This window comes from Methylovirgula ligni, assembly GCF_004135935.1.
GTDB lineage: Bacteria > Pseudomonadota > Alphaproteobacteria > Rhizobiales > Beijerinckiaceae > Methylovirgula > Methylovirgula ligni.
On record NZ_CP025086.1, the window covers coordinates 1380815 to 1395586 of the forward strand.

A 14772-nucleotide genomic window follows, 5' to 3' on the forward strand; every position below is an offset into this window, starting at 1 on the left:
AAAAGCCCCGGGTTTCCGGGGCTTTTTGTTTACTTAACTTGTGCGGCCTAGTGCATGGGACGAGAATATACGTTTCTCGCGCGCGGATCACTGACTAGAACTGCATCGCGCGGCGCGGGCCGTTCGACATTCGGAGCCGAATGGCTGACCTCGCGCTTCCGAAGCCTGGATTAGGAGTGAGAAAAAGTGGGGCAGGAGACGCCGACGGAAAACAAGAAAACAGCCACCCGGGCTGATCTGTTGAATGCCGTTTATGACTCCTGCAAGGGTCTTTCCCGCGCCCAGGCACGCGATATTTTTGAAATGACATTGGAAGAAATTTCGGCCGCGCTGGTTCGCGGCGAGACCGTCAAGCTTCGCTCGTTCGGCCTGTTCTCAGTCCGCGCCAAGCGCGAGCGTATCGGCCGCAATCCGCGCACCGGCATTGAAGTGCCGATCAAGCCCCGGCGGGTTCTCACCTTCCGGCCGTCGCCGGTTCTTGTCGCGATCATCAACGGCGAAAGCGCCGAAGCCGCACAGGAATTGCAGGACTAGGCCGGCCAGCGCGGCGAAATCCTCCCCTTCCGCGCATTCACGGAAAAGCCGCGAAGATTACAAAGCTGTAACTAGGCTGCGATTTGCGCCTGTGCGCTAAAGCGTGTTTGATCGCGCCGAGCGCAGGCGGTTTTCGAGCGAATCCGATGCGCTTAAAAAGCCATAAGGGCGCCATGACGATTCAATACCGACGTCCTTCGCTCTAGTTGAACGGTCTCCATGAAAAGTCTTGCAATTCTCGTCGCGCTTTTCGCCGCCGCCGCCGCTTTCGTCGCCGTCAGGATCGGCGACACAACCACCGGCCTGCTGGCTGCAACCTCGCTCATCTGCGCCTATACGACGTTCCGGTCGCAGCATATTTCGAGCTATTTGCGGATTTTCGTCGCAATCTTCGCGATCGAGGTCATCGTCTTCGGTGTTCTTTGCCTCGCGGCGCAGCTTCATGAATGGCCCCGCGAATGGGCCGACTATGAGATTCCCGAGAGCCTGCCGCTGAGCGTCGCGTTCTTCGCGATCGGCGTTTATGCGATCTCCTTCGTGCCGCTCGTCCGCGCGATGATGCGGATCGCCGACCGCTATTTCGATTCGCGCGATGTCGCCGACGCCAGGATCTGGCCGTTCCCGTCCTATCGTGCCGCCGAGCGCAAGATCGGCGCGGCGATGGTGGTTTTCCTCGTCCTCATCAATCAGGCCGAGGTCGGCATCAACATCCGCCTCTCGTTCTTCTCGCGCGATTGGTTCAATGCGATCCAGAACAAGGATGCGAAGGCGTTCTGGTATCAGCTTTTCACTGTCTTCCTGGTGTGGGCCTTCCTTTATATTTTCGCGGCCGTCGTCGAATATGTGGTCACCTCGACAATGGTCATCCGCTGGCGGCGCTGGCTCACCGGCTATTATCTCGACCGCTGGCTCGACAATCACCGCCATTACCGCATGTCGCTCGCCGGTTCGCCGGCCGATAACCCGGACCAGCGCATCTCCGAGGATATCAACCGCTTTATCGATGGCGGCGATATCGGCTACGGCATCTATTCCTTTTCGATCCTGCTCATCTCGAACCTGAGCTCGCTGGTGTCCTTCGCCATCCTGCTCTGGCTTCTCTCGGCCAATTTCACGCTGCCGGGGACTCATATCGCCGTACCCGGCTTCCTCTTCTGGGCCGCACTAATTTATGCTGCGGTTGGCACGTGGCTTACGCATTGGATCGGCAACCCGCTCGCGCTGCTTTCGTTCAAACGCCAGCGCTATGAGGCCGATTTCCGCTTTTCGCTCGCGCGTCTGCGCGAATATACGGAACAGGTCGCGCTCCTCTCGGGCGAGGAGACGGAAAAACGTTCGCTCAAGGCGCGGTTCGGCGCGATCGTGGCGAATTATTTCGAGATCATCTCCTGCCGCAAACGGCTGACGGCCTTCACCCAATCCTATTCGCAGATCAGTCCGTTCATTCCCTATATCGTCTCCGCGCCCTTCTATTTCGCCGGCAAGATCACGCTCGGCATCATGACGCAGACGGCGAGCGCCTTCAGCAATGTCAACAACGCGCTGACGTTCGTCGTCAGCTATTATGTCTATCTCGCCGATTATAAATCCGTCCTCGATCGTCTGACATCCTTCGACCAGTCGATCGAAAAGGCGGATGCCTACGAACTGCGTCCGCAGCCCGCGCGGGTCGCGCCCGGAGCGTCGAATGTCAGCCTCGCGGAAGTCACGCTGCGCCTGCCGGACGGCCGCACGATCGTCGAGGACGCCAATCTCGATCTCGTCTCGGAGATTCCGGCGCTCTTCGTCGGCCCCTCGGGTTCCGGAAAGTCGACCTTGTTCCGCGCTATCGCCGGTATCTGGCCCTATGGCCAGGGCAAGATCGATCTGCCTTCGTCTGCGAAGCTGATGCTGCTGCCGCAAAAGCCCTATATCCCGATCGGCAGTTTGCGTAGCGCGCTCGCCTATCCCGGCGCGCCGGAGCACTACGACGACGCGACATTGCGCGACGCGCTCGAAGCGACCCAACTCGGCTATCTGGCGGACAAGCTCGATGTCGAAGGCGTCTGGCAGCAGCAATTGTCCGGCGGCGAGCAGCAGCGCCTGTCGATCGCGCGCGCTTTGCTCGAGAAACCGGATTGGCTGTTTCTCGACGAGGCGACGACGGCGATGGACGAGCCGATGGAAGCGGGCATCTATCAGGCGCTGCGCGAAAGACTGCCCAGGACCACGATCGTCTCGATCGGACATCGCGCGACCATCGAGCAATACCACGAACGCCGGCTCGAAATGCAGCCGTCGGGCGGCAGCGGAATCTTCACGCCGAAGGACAATGTGGGGAAGGCGGCGGAGTAAGTTCCGCCACTCTATGCAAGCCGCGCCGCGAGCTTTTCGTAAAGCTTGTTCTTCTCGTCGAAGACATAGTCGAGCTGCGTGACGCTGACTTCCGCCGCGCCTTGCGCCAGAAGCCAATCGGCAAGCGCCGGCACTTTGTCCTTCGGGCAGGTCAGCGTCAGCCATCCGTCGGCGAGATGGCGACGCGGCCGCGCCGAAAAGAGCACTTCGGCATGGGCGAAAAGCTCGACATCCGCCTGGGCGATGCGGGCGGACACCTCGCGCGTCGTGCGCGCGATTTCCTCCGCGGCGATGCGCGAAAGAATGATGCGCGCCGCCTCTCGTGTTTCCTCTGTCCAGGGTGCGGCGAGCGAGGCGACGAAATTGGCCTCGGAGCGCAAGATCACGCCGTCATCGAGAATCTTCAGCGCATTGGCCGAGAGTGTGCCGCCCGTCGTCGTGATGTCGACGATCAACTCCGCCGTGCCCGCAGCGGGCGCGCCCTCGGTTGCGCCGAGGCTTTCGACGATGCGGTAATCGGTGACATGACTTTCAGCGAAGAAGCGCCGCGTCAGATTCACATATTTGGTCGCGACCCGCATCCGCTCGCCGCGCTTGGCGCGGAAAGCGAGCGCGACATCTTCAAGATCGGCCATGGTCTTGACGTCGATCCAGGCCTGCGGGACGGCAACGACGACATTGGCATAGCCGAAACCGAGCGGCGCCAGCAGCTCGCATTTCGCATCGGCATCCGGGATGCTCTCGCGCACCAGATCTTCGCCGGTGATGCCGAGATGCGCGGTGCCGGCCGCAAGGTGCGTCACGATCTCCGAAGTCGAGATGAAGGCGACCTCGACATTGTCGAGGCCGGCGATCCTGGCGCGATAATCGCGCGCGCCGCGGCCTTGCACGAATTGCAGCCCGGCACGGGCGAAGAACGCGGCGGCATTCTCCTGCAGCCGGCCTTTTGACGGTACGGCGAGAATGAGCTGAGGCTTTTCGAGTTCGCTCATCGCCACCAATCCGTCTGACCGCGCTCAGGCAACTTCAATCTCTCGATCCAGATCGCCGCCCCGACGGCACCAATATCAGCCTCGCCGCCGAGCGATTTGAGCAGGCCGTCAAAGCGACCGCCGCCGACGATGGGCTCATTGCGCGGCCGGCCGCGTTCGAACGCCTCGAAGACGAAGCCAGTGTAATATTCAAGATCGCGGGCAAAACGGGTCGAGAAGGTGAAATCGGCGACATCGAGGCCGCGCGCGGCCATGAAGCCGAGCCGCGCGTCGAAGCGATCGAGCGCGGCATTGAGATCGACGCCCGTCATCGCCGCAATCTGGCGCAGCCGGGCAGAAGCCTGATCCGGGTCAGTCTCGATAGAAAGAAACTCGTTCAGGATGGCGCGCGCCTCGTCCGGGAAATCCTGGCCGGATTTCAGCGCCGCCTGTTCGAGGAACCGCTCGGCAATCTCCGCCGCGCTGCGGCCGCCGACGCTGGAAATGCCAGCGATCGAGAGCAGGTCTTCGACCAGCGCACGCGCGCCCTGCTTGTCCGCACCTTGGAGCGCTGCGAGCACGCCGGTGTGGTCGCGGGCCTTGCCGTTCGCCGGCTGGGCGAGAATGGCGTCGAGCGATTTGTCCTGCGCATGGCCGCGCAGGATGCGCCGCTGCCATTGCGGCGAGAGGTCGAGCGCGGCAACGAGATCGCGGATCAGGCCGTTGTCGCCGAAGCGCACGTCGAGATTGATTTGGCCGAGCGCAGCGACGGCGTCGAGCGTGACGCCGAGAATCTCGGCATCGGCGGCCTCCCGGTCGGGATGGCCGAAATTCTCGATCCCGGCTTGCAGAAACTCGTTGGGTCCATCGGTGCGATAGCGGAACACCGGGCCGCAATAGCTGTAGGTCGCAGCGCGCCCGGCGACATCCGAGGCGAGATAATGCTGGCTAACCGGGATCGTATATTCCGGCCGCAGACAATATTCGGCGCCGGACAGGTCGCTCGTCAGATAGAGGCGGCTGCGGATATCCTCGCCCGAATTGAAGAACAACGCCGCCTTTTGCAGGATCGGCGGCTCGTAGAGCGGATAGCCGGAAGCTTCGAGATGCGCGACAAGGGCCGCGGACGCGGCGCGCTTGGCGGCAGCGGAATTTTGATCGGCGCTCACGGGCATCTCTCGAATTTGCGCTTCTCTTTAGCAATTGCGCGCCGGTGGCGCGATCTCTTTCGGCGGGCAAGGTGAATGGCGTGCAAACGTCAATTCATTTTGCGATTACAAAGTCTTGTCGATGTTCGGCGGGTGTCGCCGCGGCGATGATGACCTGCGCCGGCGGCGTGGCGGAAAAAAGACCGGGGAGCAAATCGGCGCGATTGGTCAGGACCGCCTCTGCATTCAACGCCTGCTTATCGGTCAGCTCTCCCGCTGCCGCCGAAGCCGGTTCGCTCAGCAGGATCAGGCGCGCGATCCGCCGCGATGAGCCGCCGGTCGCGCTTGCGAAAGTGTCGAGCAGAGCCTGGAACTTGGCGCGGACCTTGGGATGGGCGACGATTTCGACGGGTGTCGCCGCGGGATCGAGACCGAGGCTTTTGCAAGCCGCGAAATTCGGGAAGACGAATGCGCCGGCGAAAGGCTGGCCGGCGCCGGTGAGGACAACATCTTGCGCGAAAGGGGCCAGGGCGGCGCGGCAGGCTTCTCGCAGCGGGCCGGTGCTGACCCAGGTTCCGGTCGCCAGCTTGAAATCCTCGCCCACGCGCCCGTCGAAGCAAAAGCCCTGGCGCGGTTGGGCGGCGTCAGCGAGCCGCAAGGCATCGCCGAGACGGAAGAAGCCTTCGTCGTCGAAAGCCTGTTGCGTTGCGTCCGGGTCGCGCCAATAGCCGGGCGTCACGTTCGGTCCTTTGACACGTACTTCCAGCTTTTCGCCGCGCGGCGTGAGCTTCAATTCGGCGCCGGGCAGGGGCAGACCGACGCCACCTTCGGCGCGGATCGCCGGCGTCCAGAAGGTGGTCGCCGGGCCGGATTCGGTCGCGCCATAGCCGCTCATCGCCAGAATTGTCTCGCCGCACGCCGCCGCGGCGGCCTCGTTCCACGTCTCATAGGTCGCGCGGCCGATCGGCGCGCCGGCGAAGAACGTAAGCCGCAAATGACGAAAGAAATTTGTCGCGAGCTTCTTTTCGCGGGCGAGATGCGGCAGCAGCATTTCGATGCCCGCGGGGACGTTGAAATGCAGCGTCGGCGAAATCTCGCGCAGGTTGGCGAGCGTCGCCGCGATGCCGTCGGGCGTCGGCCGCCCGGCATCGATATAGAGCGTGCCGCCATGCGCCAGGACGAGGTTGAAATTCTGGTTGCCGCCAAAGCTGTGGCTCCAGGGCAGCCAATCGAGAAGCACCGGCGGCTCGCTCGCGAGAAAGCGCAGCGCGCGGGCGATCATCGCCTGATTGGCGCAGAGCATCCTTTGTGTCGTGATGACGGCCTTGGGTGCGGCGGTCGAGCCGGAAGTGAACATGAATTTGGCGATCGTCCGTGGCCCGACGTCGCTCTCAATACGGTCGAGCGCGGCGGTTTCGGGCGTTGCCAGCAGGTCGGACAAAAGTTCCGCGCCAAGCGGCGGCGCACTTGCGACAAGGCGCGTGGCCGTCTCCGGCGCCACGGCAAGCGCCTGCGCATAGGCCGCGCCATCCTCGGCGAAGACGAGGCCCGGCGTCAGCAAGCCGAAGATGCTTTTCAGGCGCGTGAAATCCGGTGCCGCGAGCGCATAAGCGGGCGAGATCGGCGCATAGGGGATGCCGGCATAAAGCGCCGCGAGGCCGAGCAGGGCATGGGCGATGCTGTTGCCGGAGAGAATGACGAGCGGCCACTCGGCACTGAGGCCGCGCGCGAGGAGCGCGCTGGCGAGCCGGCGCGCCTTGGCGCGCGCCTGCGCATACGTGATCCTCGCCCAGACGCCGCTAGCCTCGCGCTCGGCGAGAAAGATCTGGTCCGGCCGCAGCGCCGCCCAGCGATCGAGCCAGAGGGTGACCCTGTCCTCGTAGCTGCCGAGTTCAATGGGCGAGCGGGCGTAGAGCACACCGTCGCCGCCGGGTGTGAGCGCGATATCGAGCGGGCCGAGATCGACAGGTCGTTGATTTGGGAGGGCGGAAGCCGGCATGGCGGTTCGATGGAGAACTCTTTCCGGCTATTTATCAACTCTCGGCCCCGGCGGAAGAGGTTGCGACCCGCAAAAGCTGGCTTTATGGTCGCGCCGCCGTCGGCCCTGCGGCGCATTCAACGCCAGGGCCAGTCTCCAGGAGCGGGATTCCGCTCTAACACTATGAATCGGCGCGATTTTTATTGGCCGGATGATTTCATCCGGGCGGAAAGCGCGCCGCAGGTTTTGGGGCGTCGCCAAGTGGTAAGGCAGCGGATTTTGATTCCGCCATCCGGAGGTTCGAATCCTCCCGCCCCAGCCAGACAGTTCGGTTTCTCAACGCGAAATGCGCCTCGCCGCAGAAGGTACGACATTTCCGAAGGTTGAGCGCAAGGTGCAGGCTCTGGCGACGCCGCCTAGTGCCATTTTCAGCTTTCCGTCCCGTATTCTAGGCAGCGGTCTGCACACGTGATTTCTCAATCCTGGTGTGCGGTACCAAGAAATTGCCGAGACTGTGCGGGGACAAGCCTGAATGGCTACTTTGCGCCCATGTCGGTCGTTCTCCGTAGGTTAATCGGCTTCTCGAAAGCGGACATCGCGTCGGCGGGACGTCTCTTGGAAGCTGTTCTCACGTGCCTTCGGCTTGAAAGCCGGAATGCCCCACAGCAAAGCCGAAGAGAGAAAGGCATTCGGCGGCATCGAAACGGCCGCGCGTATGAAGTGATTGACCAGATGACTTGTTTATACTACTCGGTCATTCTCATCGGAATTCGCGGATGGTCATGCTTAGCGGAAAAACTTCCGTCATCACGGGTGCCTCATCCGGGATAGGCAAGGCCGTAGCTCAGCTGCTTGCGCAAGAGGGAAGCCATGTCTTCATTGCCGGCCGAAGCGGCGACCGACTTCAAGCGCTTGCCGGAGTGATTGAGCGCGCCGGTGGCAGGGCCAGCATCGGCGCCTTCGACGTGCACAATTACGAAAAGCTTCGAGCTTTCGTGGACGAAGCGGTAGATCGGACCGGACGGCTCGACATCATGGTCAACGCCGCCGGCGTCGATTATCCCGGTTCCATTATTGAAGGAAAACTGACTGATTGGCGTGACATGTTCGAAACCAATGTCATCGCAATGCTCGTGGGGAGCCAGGCAGCGGTGCGAGCGATGCGCGCCACCAAAAGCGCGGGCCACATTGTAACGATTTCCTCTTATGCAGGGCGCGGCGATGGCTTCCGTGTCTATGGAGCGACCAAGGCGGCCGTGAACTCGATCTGCGCGACCTTGCGCGCCGAACTGGAAAATGAACCGATTCGATCGGTCACCATCATGCCAGGCGCCGTCGCCACCAATTTTGGCCGGCACTTCCCAGCTGAGTTCGTAAACAGCATCTTGAACTCAGTTGGTATTGCGTCAGACTTCAAAACTGGCGACGTCCTTTCGGACGAGACCCTCGAAATCCTTCACGCTCGTGCCTCCGCTATCTTCGCGTCTGCTGACGATATGGCCCGGGCGGTGCTTTATACGGTAACGCAACCCCATGATCTTAGCGTCTCGGAAATCCTCGTCGGCCCGCGCAAATCCTTCCCGCAAGCCCACTGAACCCGACACCGAGGAAAAGCGCGTCCGGATTCTGGATGCAGCTCAACGCCTCTTCTTGCAATACGGGGTTAAGCGCACGTCCATCGACGATGTTGCGAGCGAAACAGGCATCGCGAAGGGCACGGTCTATCTCTACTTCGAATCGAAGAACGACCTCTTCGCGGCTTTAGCGCAGCGTATCTGTGCGGAAAACTTTGTCGCGGCGCGAGACGTCATCGCTGCAGAGAAGCCGTTGAATGAACGCGTTGTCGATTTTCTCGATTGTTATATCGGCAAAGTGAACCGGCTTGTCGCGCATTCACCGCACCTCTCTGAACTGGCCGCGTCCAAGGATGCTATTGCGGCGGGGATCTACGATGACTACAATCGGCGCATGCGTTCCATGCTGACGGGCCTGCTCAATGAAGCCGGAATAGCGCGGCCTGGCGTGACCGACATGTTTCTGGCAGCAGCTATTGGATCACTGAAGACAGGCAGCCTCGCGGAGAAATCCTACCGCGCCCGGCTGGTCGCAATAATCGACACATTGATTGTTGGGCTCACCCAGTCGGAGGCGCGGTAGTCCCTTCTGAGCTGTCTCCCTTGCTTCCACGAATGATTGTCACCATCCGAGGTTGCCTTTGAGCGCAACGCGTTTGGGAATCTTACGGGCGTTAGCCTCGAAGTAGACGCTCGGGTTTGGTGGCAGGACGGTATGGAATTGGAATTCCGCATACCCAGCGCTCGTCGTCATCTTGACGTCTATCGGCGCACAGGCGGTTTGCCAGAGGAACCGCTTTCCAGACTCCAGGACGAGATCGACGTCGGCGTTATAGGTCGTGTTCCTGTCGATGATTGCCTTACCGGAGCGGAGCCAAATTGCGTGCATAACGCTCGGGCTGCCCCAATCTTCGGTGCTCTGGATTTGATTGCCAGCTAATTCTCCACCTTCGATAACCTGCACTGTGCTGCACTCGGGGCGATTATTTATAAGGACTTCATATATTTTTATTGATGCATTGCTTCTGCTCTGTACCCGAACCAAATACCCTCCTATCCCACTTTCGTTTCGGTCGCACTCGACTGAAAATGGTGCTGCGGGTCCTGGATCGAAGCTTTCAATAGACGCGCTGGCGAGAACGACGGACGGCATGGCCATCAATAGAAGGTGGCCCATGACAATTGCCGGGCGGTCTATTCGCATTTGCATATCGAGACCTTCTTGACGAAATGCCTATTGGTCATCGGCCAATTTGTAGGAGTTAAAGGCGAATGCCGCCGTCATTGACATAATTGCACAGCCGTCCAGATCGTCACCGTCGCGCTAATCCCAACGCCGGAACCTTATCTGTTATCTACCTGCTTCAAAGCACGCTCGATTGCTGTATCAAGCCCCCGTGCGACTTCGGTGACCGTTTCATCGCCAAACTGTCCGAAGAGGGACGAAGGCTTGTCGTATTCAAAGACTGCCTTTCCCCGTTCATTCTCGTAGAGCAAGACCCGAAAAGGTGCGTAGAGCGCCGCGGAAAGACGATGACGCGTCATTTTAGAAGCCGTCAGTGGATTACCGACGTCATACTGCAAAGCCTTCCTGAAAAGCCCAGCCATTTGCAGAACGCCGCCGTGATCCCGGCTCCGAAAGATCGAGAGTTCGGGGCCACTTTCCAGTAGGCTTTTGGCGCGTTCGGCGCGCCCCTCGCTCAATAGAGCAAGGACCGAGGGATCGAGCTTCGGAATGATTGATTCAAGGCATGCCGCGCGCTTTCGAACGAGCGGGTGCTTTCGACCTTCACATGCTTGACGGTAACGTCAGTCTCGATCTTGCTCTCGTTCGTCATGGCGATCTCCCGAGAGTCAACGTGCGTCTAGCCACGCGATAAATTCTGCGACCTGGCGCTTCCATAGCGTCGGGAACGCCATTGAGAAGTGGCCGGCGGATCCCGCCGTTGTCGGACGCACGACATACCGTCCTCGCGCCACCTTCGGAACGTCACGCTGCAGGATTTTGAGGCTGTCGGGATAAAACTCATCGTCGGCGAAATTGAGCGCATAGACCTTGGATTTTATCTTCTTGAGGCTGGGCTCAGCGTTAAAGTCTTCCGAGGACTGAAACGCGTAGACGGCGTTGTTCCCGTCTTGGCCGGCGGATTGTTTCCCGGCCTGTTCGATGAAGGCGTCGGCGCTTTCAGGTGTCGTCACTTCGGCTTGAAGGTGGGGCACGCCGTCGATCATCATTCGGATCAGCGCTGCGGGCACGGCCGGCGGGCGTGGCTGATGTTGAAAGTTTCCGCTCGAAAGAGCGTATTTGACGCTGAGCACGAACATGCGCCGCCATAGCAGGTTGCGGCCGCTGATGGCGGCGGGGAAACAGGCGATCGGCATAACGCCGTCCATTGCTTTCGGGTAAGCTTCGGCCCATTGCCATGCATTCATGCAACCCATCGACATTCCGATAACGGCATGCAGGTGGCTGATGCCCAGTATGTCTACGACCAGCTTATGTTGCAGATCGACCATGTCGCCGTAGCCGTAATGCGGAAACTGCGCCTTCAATCCGTCGCTCGGTTTACTCGATTGACCATGGCCGATGTCGTCGGGGATGATGATAAAGAACCGCCTTGGATCTAAAGGCGCGCCGGGTGCAAAGAGGGCAGTCTGATATTGCGGTGATAAAAGCGCCCGGCTGTTGGCGCCCGTCCAGTGAAGCAGAAGGATTGCGTTGTCGGTGGATCCGCTCGCATTTTTATGTGGACGGCCGAGCGTCACGTAATGAAGCCGCAGGTTCTGTAGCGTCTCACCGTCCCGGAATTTATAATCAGCAAAGGATGCATCTGCCTCCCGCTGGGTGGATGCCGTGGGTTGCGCGGCGGCATTTGTTGAAGTTTCGCTCGTCTGAGCGCCGGCAGGTTGCGCCATGACGCCAAGCGCCGCAATCGTCGTGAGCACCAGGGTTTGAAGTTTGCCCGGCTTCCCGGCCGCGGTCCGAGGCGTAGATACTTTCGTCTTAACGAACATCCTTCATTCCTTCAGCTTGACATCTGCTTTCGGGTGTTCGCTCTAAATCAGTGTAATTACACATATCTAAGCGCCAGATTTATGAATCTCGACTGTTCTCTAGGCTAGAGCAGAAGCTTTTTGCATTTCTTTTCGCAGGGTCGCTGCGTTGCCCGATCCGAATTGCGTTTCGAACTCGTGCTGCGCCGCTTCCCACAAAGGCATTGCATCCGCAACTACCTTATGACCGCGCCGCGAAACGGTCAGCGCCAAGCTACGACTGGTGCCAGACGCCCCGCTCATAACTAAACCAGCTTCCCGCAGAGGCTTGAGCGCGCGCACGAGCGTCGTCCGCTCCATCACCATGCGATCCGCAAGATCGGCAATCAGTAAGCCTGGATTGTGTGTGATAGCTCCCAGGATTGAAAGCTGCTGAATATTGATTCCAACCGGAGCCAGATGGCGGTCATACATCCGCGACAGGAAGCGCGCGCTCCGCCGCGCGGCTTGACAATAGCAAAGCTCCAGGGGTTCTTGCATGCGTCCTAGTAGTGCAATTGCACATATATAGTCAAGCCCGGACGGGTGGAAGGAAGAGTCGGACTCTGATGGGACGTCATTACCGTACCGTCACGACAAGCTGGTCTTGTCGAGTCTTGCAGTCCCTTCATCGCGAAGGCGAGAGGGCAGCGAGGTGAAAATGGCCTGTTGTTGACTGATCGATCCGTAATCGTTTATGGGCTGTTTATGGTTAGGCCCCGTGAATTCGATCGTGATGCGGCACTGGAACAGGCGATGCGCGTGTTCTGGGCAAGGGGGTTTGCTGCGACCTCGACCGCGGATTTGGTCGAAGCGATGGGGATCGCCCGACAGAGCCTGTACAATGCTTTCGGCGACAAACGACGGCTCTATCTGGAAGCGCTTGAGACCTATCAACGACGCACGACGGCGGGCCATTTGAAGCGTTTGAACGATCCGGCCTCGCCTACGGAAGGCGTTCGAGATCTGCTTTCCGGCCTCATTGTTGAAGACGATGGTTTGCGCGCCATGGGCTGCATGGGTGTCGGTGCCATCGCTGAATTTAGCACGTCAGATCCCGAACTCACTGCCCTGCGGGCGAAGGTCGCTGCGCTTCTCCGGAAGCGGTTGACCGATCGAATCCGCGAGGGCCAAGCCGTCGGAGAGTTCGATCAAGGCACGAGCCCGACAGAGGCCGCCGCGTTCATCCAGATGACGATGTCCGGAATCCAACTTGCCGCACGTGGCGGTGTAGCAGCCAAAGACCTTCGCACGATGGCGCGATTCGCTGTCGATCGCCTGAAGGCCATCTAGCAATTCGCCAATCCGCAAGGGTGAAGGTGCCAACAATTATGGACCGATCGATCAACAACGGAGCAGAGCGATGAGCAGTGAAAGAGCGGCAGAGCAAAAGACGGCGCTGGTTTTTGGCGGATCGCGGGGTATCGGCGCCGCGGCGGCGTTGCGTCTGGCAAAGGATGGCTTCACTGTTGCGCTGACCTATGTCTCCCAGCCAGACAAGGCCGAAAAGGTGGTTGCTGAGATCGAGGCGCTCGGGGGGCATGCCTTAGACATCCAGGCTGACAGCGCCGATCCCGGCGCGATCCGAGCTGCCGTCGTCAGGACAGTGGAGCGGTTTGGCCCGATCGATGCCGTCGTGGTCAATGCCGGAATTATTCGCGTGGGCGGGATCGAGACATTCAAACTCGAAGACCTAGACCGGATGCTCGCAGTGAACGTCCGCGGTGTCTACCTGTCAATTCAGGCTGCCGTGCCACACATGCGCGATAGCGGCCGGGTCATCACGGTCGGCAGTAACACGGCTGTCCGATCGAGCAATTCAGGAACCTGCGTCTACGCCATGACCAAGGCTGCGGTGGCGACCATGGTGAAGGGAATTGCGCTTGACCTCGCACCGCGCCGGATCACGGTGAATAATATCCAGCCAGGCCCGATCGAGACGGACATGACAGCCGCAATGATCCCGCGCTTAACGGAAATGGTGCCGCTGCATCGCGTCGGGCAGCCGGCCGAGATCGCGGCGCTGGTATCCTACCTTGTCAGCGAAGAGGCCGGCTATATGACGGGAGCGAGTCTTACGATCGACGGCGGGTTCGTACTGTGACCAAGGAAAAGGCCGACGTCCAAAAAGATAACCCATGCCGTAGCTACGTTAACGGAGTCTATAAGGGCGTCGCTGGATGCCCTTGGCACAGCTCACCAGGGACTCGCGGCCAACTAAAAGCCAAGGCTCAAGCTAGATTTAGCCGTGGCCACTGGAATCGCAGCGGACCCTTCTTGGATGTCGCGATAGCGTGGTCGCTCATGGATCATGCAGCGGGTCATCGAATTCGACCGCAAAGACGTAGCCTACAACTACCTCCACGTGGAACAGGAGGTCCCCGACACGAGCCGGGCTTGGTCGTCCCGACTACTACTCCCGCAACCGGCAATAGAAGCTAACGAGAAGTCTTCTGGACCCTGTAAATCCGTTACTGCTCCTTCTTGAACAGGTCTTGGAAGATCAGCTGGCCCCAAGTCCGGCCGCGCGCGTGCACCAGCGCGCCACCCTCGTTGAGCTTTCCTAGCTCGACGGGCGCGAATCCGAGTTGTTTGGCCAAAGCCGCCACGGGAGCGGTCGCATCCTCGTCGTCGCTCGACAGAAAGATAACCCGGTGGCCGCCCTCGACGATCGGATCGGCAGCCAGGGTGGCCGCAATCAGGTGATTGAAGCCTTTCACGAACTTGGCGCCGGTGAACGCCTTCGCGACGAAGGCGGAAGACGGGAGACCGTCCAACTCTTCAGGGAGAACTCCAAACGCGTTCGTCGCGTCGATGACCGTCTTGCCTTCCCAGCTCGGCAGGACCTTCGCAACCTCGCGATGCTCCCGGAACGGGACCGCCAGGATGATTGTATCGGCCTCGAGTGCATCCCGCAGCGACTTGGCGACGATCGTGGGTCCAATCGCCCGAGCCTGCGGCGCCAACGCCTCGGGCGGCCGTCGGCTCGCGACGGCCGCCTTGATGTTCTTACGGGCGAAGGCCCGGGCGAGGGCTTGGCCTATCGCACCGAATCCTACAATCGCATAGCTCATAATACTTCTCCGATCCGTGTTGATATTGATTCTCGGCCTTTAACGGCACTAGGTTATCCGTTTCGCTGCATGGCGACCTTCGCGAGATCTTCGGACCGCCTCAAGCGATGCGCGTCATCGGTTCGA

The 14772-nt window shown here is 60.3% G+C and carries 14 protein-coding genes and 1 tRNA gene; 7 read left to right on the forward strand and 8 right to left on the reverse strand.

All coding sequences use genetic code 11. The annotated features are described in order from the left end of the window. Positions 1-186: 186 nt before the first annotated feature. Together CWB41_RS06715 and CWB41_RS06720 are read left to right on the forward strand one after the other, a co-directional pair. Positions 187-534, forward strand: a complete 348-nt coding sequence (locus tag CWB41_RS06715; RefSeq protein WP_115835004.1) for an integration host factor subunit alpha — start codon at positions 187-189, stop codon at positions 532-534. Between the two features lie 219 nt (positions 535-753). After that, a complete protein-coding gene (locus tag CWB41_RS06720; RefSeq protein WP_115835003.1) occupies positions 754-2868 on the forward strand; it encodes an ABC transporter ATP-binding protein/permease in 2115 nt (704 codons plus the stop codon). Positions 2869-2879: 11 nt separating this feature from the next. On the opposite strand, the gene hisG is transcribed toward CWB41_RS06720, so the two are convergent. The 3 genes from hisG to CWB41_RS06735 form a co-directional block, all read right to left on the reverse strand. After that, positions 2880-3860: an ATP phosphoribosyltransferase gene (hisG, locus tag CWB41_RS06725; RefSeq protein WP_115835475.1), complete on the reverse strand. Its 981-nt coding sequence runs from the start codon at positions 3858-3860 to the stop codon at positions 2880-2882. Further along, complete coding sequence (locus tag CWB41_RS06730) at positions 3857-5014, reverse strand: ATP phosphoribosyltransferase regulatory subunit (RefSeq protein WP_115835002.1); 1158 nt, start codon at positions 5012-5014, stop codon at positions 3857-3859. The genes hisG and CWB41_RS06730 overlap by 4 nt, the downstream gene beginning before the upstream one ends. Before the next feature lie 88 nt (positions 5015-5102). Then, positions 5103-6986 carry a feruloyl-CoA synthase gene (locus CWB41_RS06735; RefSeq protein WP_115835001.1) on the reverse strand — a complete coding sequence of 628 codons (1884 nt, stop codon included), beginning with the start codon at positions 6984-6986 and terminating at the stop codon, positions 5103-5105. A 226-nt stretch (positions 6987-7212) separates the two neighbouring features. Between CWB41_RS06735 and CWB41_RS06740 the strand changes: the two genes are divergently transcribed. The 3 genes from CWB41_RS06740 to CWB41_RS06750 all read left to right on the forward strand — a co-directional run bounded on the left by CWB41_RS06740 (position 7213) and on the right by CWB41_RS06750 (position 9122). Then, positions 7213-7287 (forward strand) — tRNA-Gln (locus tag CWB41_RS06740). A gap of 454 nt (positions 7288-7741) precedes the next feature. Continuing rightward, positions 7742-8560 (forward strand): SDR family oxidoreductase, encoded by an 819-nt coding sequence (locus CWB41_RS06745; protein ID WP_115835000.1) that lies wholly within the window; start codon positions 7742-7744, stop codon positions 8558-8560. Further along, a complete protein-coding gene (locus tag CWB41_RS06750) occupies positions 8499-9122 on the forward strand; it encodes a TetR/AcrR family transcriptional regulator (protein WP_115834999.1) in 624 nt (207 codons plus the stop codon). The genes CWB41_RS06745 and CWB41_RS06750 overlap by 62 nt, the downstream gene beginning before the upstream one ends. Positions 9123-9161: 39 nt before the next feature. On the opposite strand, the gene CWB41_RS06755 is transcribed toward CWB41_RS06750, so the two are convergent. The 4 genes from CWB41_RS06755 to CWB41_RS06770 form a co-directional block, all read right to left on the reverse strand. After that, positions 9162-9716, reverse strand: coding sequence for a hypothetical protein (locus CWB41_RS06755; RefSeq protein WP_129396427.1), 555 nt, complete (start codon positions 9714-9716; stop codon positions 9162-9164). Between the two features lie 167 nt (positions 9717-9883). Continuing rightward, complete coding sequence (locus CWB41_RS06760) at positions 9884-10243, reverse strand: DUF302 domain-containing protein (protein ID WP_245411119.1); 360 nt, start codon at positions 10241-10243, stop codon at positions 9884-9886. A 150-nt stretch (positions 10244-10393) separates the two neighbouring features. Then, positions 10394-11554 (reverse strand): alpha/beta fold hydrolase, encoded by a 1161-nt coding sequence (locus CWB41_RS06765; RefSeq protein WP_115834997.1) that lies wholly within the window; start codon positions 11552-11554, stop codon positions 10394-10396. Between the two features lie 99 nt (positions 11555-11653). Continuing rightward, on the reverse strand, positions 11654-12073 hold the full coding sequence (locus CWB41_RS06770; protein WP_115834996.1) for a MarR family winged helix-turn-helix transcriptional regulator: 420 nt from the start codon (positions 12071-12073) through the stop codon (positions 11654-11656). Between the two features lie 168 nt (positions 12074-12241). Between CWB41_RS06770 and CWB41_RS06775 the strand changes: the two genes are divergently transcribed. Next, a complete protein-coding gene (locus CWB41_RS06775; RefSeq protein WP_245441076.1) occupies positions 12242-12865 on the forward strand; it encodes a TetR/AcrR family transcriptional regulator in 624 nt (207 codons plus the stop codon). 70 nt (positions 12866-12935) lie between these two features. Beyond that, positions 12936-13676, forward strand: a complete 741-nt coding sequence (locus CWB41_RS06780) for a 3-oxoacyl-ACP reductase family protein (protein WP_181902934.1) — start codon at positions 12936-12938, stop codon at positions 13674-13676. A gap of 367 nt (positions 13677-14043) precedes the next feature. Here the strand turns inward: CWB41_RS06780 and CWB41_RS06785 are convergent, their stop codons facing one another. Beyond that, a complete protein-coding gene (locus tag CWB41_RS06785) occupies positions 14044-14646 on the reverse strand; it encodes an NADPH-dependent F420 reductase (protein ID WP_115834994.1) in 603 nt (200 codons plus the stop codon). Between the last annotated feature and the right edge of the window lie 126 nt (positions 14647-14772).